This is a genomic window from Methanospirillum sp. (assembly GCF_035560735.1).
In the GTDB taxonomy this organism is placed as follows: Archaea; Halobacteriota; Methanomicrobia; order Methanomicrobiales; family Methanospirillaceae; genus Methanospirillum.
This window is the reverse complement of record NZ_DATMYY010000316.1, coordinates 1-3,260: the sequence shown is the minus strand read 5'-3', so window position 1 is coordinate 3,260 and position 3,260 is coordinate 1. Positions and strand designations below refer to the sequence as shown.

Here is a 3,260-nt window from a genome sequence, read left to right as displayed (position 1 = left end):
ATTCAGCTGCGTTCAATGATCAAAAAAGACCGGGATAATCTGCCTCTTCTCGGAGTCTGTGGGGCATTTATTTTCATATTATCTGCCTTGAAACTCCCTTCAGTAACAGGCAGTTGTTCACATCCGACCGGAACCGGACTTTCCACCATGTGCTTTGGTGTCTTCATCACTTCAGTCATTGGTGCAATTGTTCTGTTGTTCCAGGCACTTTTCCTTGCACACGGAGGACTCTCAACAATGGGTGCCAATATGGTCTCAATGGCAATCGGTGGCCCGGTTGTCGGATATGCCCTCTATAAAATCCTCAAAGACACGTCAGTCAATATCTATGTCACAGTCTTTCTCGTCTCTGCTGTTGCTGATATGGTGACCTATATTATTACATCACTGGAACTTGCACTTGCATATCCGGCAGCAGTCGGCGGAGTTGCAGCTTCATTCGGAGCATTCTTTAGTATCTTTGCTGTTACCCAGATCCCACTTTCAATCGTTGAAGGATGTGTCCTGGCACTTGTATTCAAATACATTGTAGCACTAAAACCTGAGATCCTTCTCAAGCTGAATGTCTTCTCAGAAGAGCAAATATCACGTGCAGGAGCACAGGAATTCTCAAACTCAAAAACAGAGGCATGACCATGATATCTAATTATAAACTGGAGATAATTACTGTCCTAGCCATCCTTGGATTTATTGCAATATTCGTTTCAGTAAGTTCCGGCGGGGAACATGAGTTTAGTGGGTCAGATGACGTTGGATCAGAGAAGATCTCAGAACTCACAGGTCAATCGGTTGAGTCTTTTAAACCGTTGATCCCTCAGTATGAGCCACCATCAGGAGAGATTGAGGCAACCCTCTTCGCACTTCAGTGTGCCTTCGGAGCATTAATTCTGGGAATTATCTTTGGATACTGGCTTGGTCAGAGAAAAAAATCACCAGTCAGCTGATTGCGATGATAGAAGCAAACCTGGATTCTATAGCCCAGAAAAGTGCGTTCAGGCATATCAATCCAGGGACAAAACTTCTTTTAGCACTCGGATCACTTATCATCTGCCTCATATCGCCTTCTCCGGTTGTTCCTCTGTTCTCAGGAGTTGTCCTCAGTATCCTGCTTCTTGGTCCCGGGAAGTTATCTCCGCTCTTTTACGGTAAACTGCTACTTGGTCCTGCTGCTTTTGTGGGAATGAGCATTGTTGTTCTCCTCTTTATGCTCGGAGGAGGCACTGCCGTGTGGCAGACACAGGTAGGGTGGCTAAACCTGTCAATCACAACCGGTGCAATCAGAGAGAGCATCATTATTCTCTGCCGGGTGTTTGGCTGTTCAATCTCGCTCTTTTTCATCACCCTCACAACTCCGATGACCGATCTGTTTAACGGGATGAAACGGGCCAAAATCCCCATTGAACTCGTGGATATGATGATGATCATGTACAGGTTTATCTTCATCATCTATGATCAGGCAGTGGAGATCTGGCAGGCCCAGGTGATGCGTCTTGGATACAGCAGGCCAAAGGAGGCTATCCATTCATTTGCCATGCTCAGTGGAATGTTGTTTATATCAAGCTGGACTGCAGGAGAAGATCTCATTCATGCAATGGACTGCCGGTGTTATGACGGAGTCTTTCCATCTCTTGATCAGACTGAACCGGTAAAAATTCCATCATTTCTTCTGGTAGTGCTGTACCTTTCAGGACTCTGCGGGATACTTGCATTGACCCTGACCACAACGGTGTTTCCATGAATATAATACTCGAAGCTCGAGATGTCAGATTCCGGTATCCCGGAGGGTCTGAAGTAATAAAAGGGATCAGTTTTCACGTCCGCAAAGGTGAGAAGATTGCACTTGTTGGTCCGAATGGAGCAGGCAAGTCAACACTTCTCCAGATGTTCAACGGAATGGTCAGACCTGTTTCAGGGGTGATGCTGGTAGGTAATGAACCAATACAATATGATTCTGCATCACTTCGGATGATACGCAAAAAAGTCGGTTATGTACTCCAAAACTCAGACCGGCAGATTATTGCCCCGACTGTGTACCAGGATGTAGCTTTTGGTCCGGCAAACCTGGGCTATGATGAGGAGAAGATCAGGGAGAAAGTAACACATGCTCTTCAGCACGTCGGGCTTGAGGGGTTTGAGCGGCGTCCTCCTCACCATCTGTCAGGTGGTGAGAAAAAACGGGTAGCCATAGCAGGCATTCTGGCAATGGATCCTGACGTTCTGGTTTTTGATGAACCCACAAGTGACCTTGACCCGGCTGGCTCTGAGGATCTCATGGAGCTTCTGGATGAGTTAAACCAGGAGGGAAAAACCGTTGTCATCTCTACTCATGATGTAGAACTGGCATATCCCTGGGCAGATCGGGCGATTCTTATGCTTGATGGCAGGATTCTTAAGGAGGATGTGCCAGAGATAGCGTTTGGAAATCAGAAAAATGTCAGGAAGGCTCATCTCTCAATGCCCATGATTCTTGAACTTTCACAGGAACTAGAGCGGAGAGGCTTCATTGAACCAGGCAAAAAACCACGAAGCATTCTTGATGTCATTCACAGTATCCAGAAAGTGGTCACTGATTCGCAGCAGTACAAGAAACTCGGAACCATAACAGTATGCAATGTTGACAGATCTGATGATGTATCCATCAGAACATGGCTGGAATCAAGGGAGATCATTGCTATTGGTGCGATGGGTACCAGGGCAAAGCAACGTGCTGCAACAGAACACCTTACACTGGAATTTACATACGGAGTGATTGATAAATGCATTTTACGTGCATTACGTGGGAAGGATTCACTTATACTCACTACTACCAGAATGGTTGACCGGGTCAACCAAAGGGTAGATTCCTACTGCGAGGAGAGTAATGTATCCATACAGGTTCTTCCCCTGCAGGGTTCAGAGCCGGACTCGCAGACAGTATGTTCAAGGCAGGCAGTATCTGACGCTGATACCTCCAATACGTAAACAACCAGCATATTTTCCGGAGTCCGGAGTATTGTTAAAAAACAATGCTCTATTCCTTTTTTAAACAGAGAACGGAATGTTGCAAGGGGATACACAGGATGGGGGGGACCCCGGGTCTATCAGTATGCCAAAGATTTTTTCAGGAACTTGGAAATGATACGAGAGGGTTGTCAGGTGAAATGAATTTTCACTAAAAAGGGCCAAATACAAGAATCTGAAATGTATTGGAGTTCGATCAGGACTTTATTTCTGAATGAACTTAACATGAAATCTGGTAGGAATGGTTACCGGTATATGAT

4 protein-coding genes are annotated in these 3,260 nt (G+C 45.7%); all 4 read left to right on the top strand.

What is annotated here, in order from left to right; translation table 11 throughout:
- A partial coding sequence (locus VN429_RS09270) for an energy-coupling factor ABC transporter permease (RefSeq protein ID WP_325632484.1) occupies nt 1-633 on the top strand: 633 nt, incomplete at its 5' end.
- Nucleotides 630-944: an energy-coupling factor ABC transporter substrate-binding protein gene (locus tag VN429_RS09265; protein WP_325632481.1), complete on the top strand. Its 315-nt coding sequence runs from the start codon at nt 630-632 to the stop codon at nt 942-944. The genes VN429_RS09270 and VN429_RS09265, both read left to right, overlap by 4 nt.
- A 5-nt stretch (nt 945-949) precedes the next feature.
- Nucleotides 950-1,738, top strand: coding sequence for a cobalt ECF transporter T component CbiQ (gene cbiQ, locus VN429_RS09260; protein WP_325632478.1), 789 nt, complete (start codon nt 950-952; stop codon nt 1,736-1,738).
- Nucleotides 1,735-2,961 carry an energy-coupling factor ABC transporter ATP-binding protein gene (locus VN429_RS09255; protein ID WP_325632473.1) on the top strand — a complete coding sequence of 409 codons (1,227 nt, stop codon included), beginning with the start codon at nt 1,735-1,737 and terminating at the stop codon, nt 2,959-2,961. The genes cbiQ and VN429_RS09255 overlap by 4 nt, the downstream gene beginning before the upstream one ends.
- The last annotated feature ends 299 nt before the right edge of the window (nt 2,962-3,260 follow it).

Coding starts and splice junctions, on each gene's coding strand:
- VN429_RS09265 (WP_325632481.1), top strand. CDS start 630: ATGACCATGATATCTAATTATAAACTGGAGATAATTACTGTCCTAGCC.
- cbiQ (WP_325632478.1), top strand. CDS start 950: ATGATAGAAGCAAACCTGGATTCTATAGCCCAGAAAAGTGCGTTCAGG.
- VN429_RS09255 (WP_325632473.1), top strand. CDS start 1,735: ATGAATATAATACTCGAAGCTCGAGATGTCAGATTCCGGTATCCCGGA.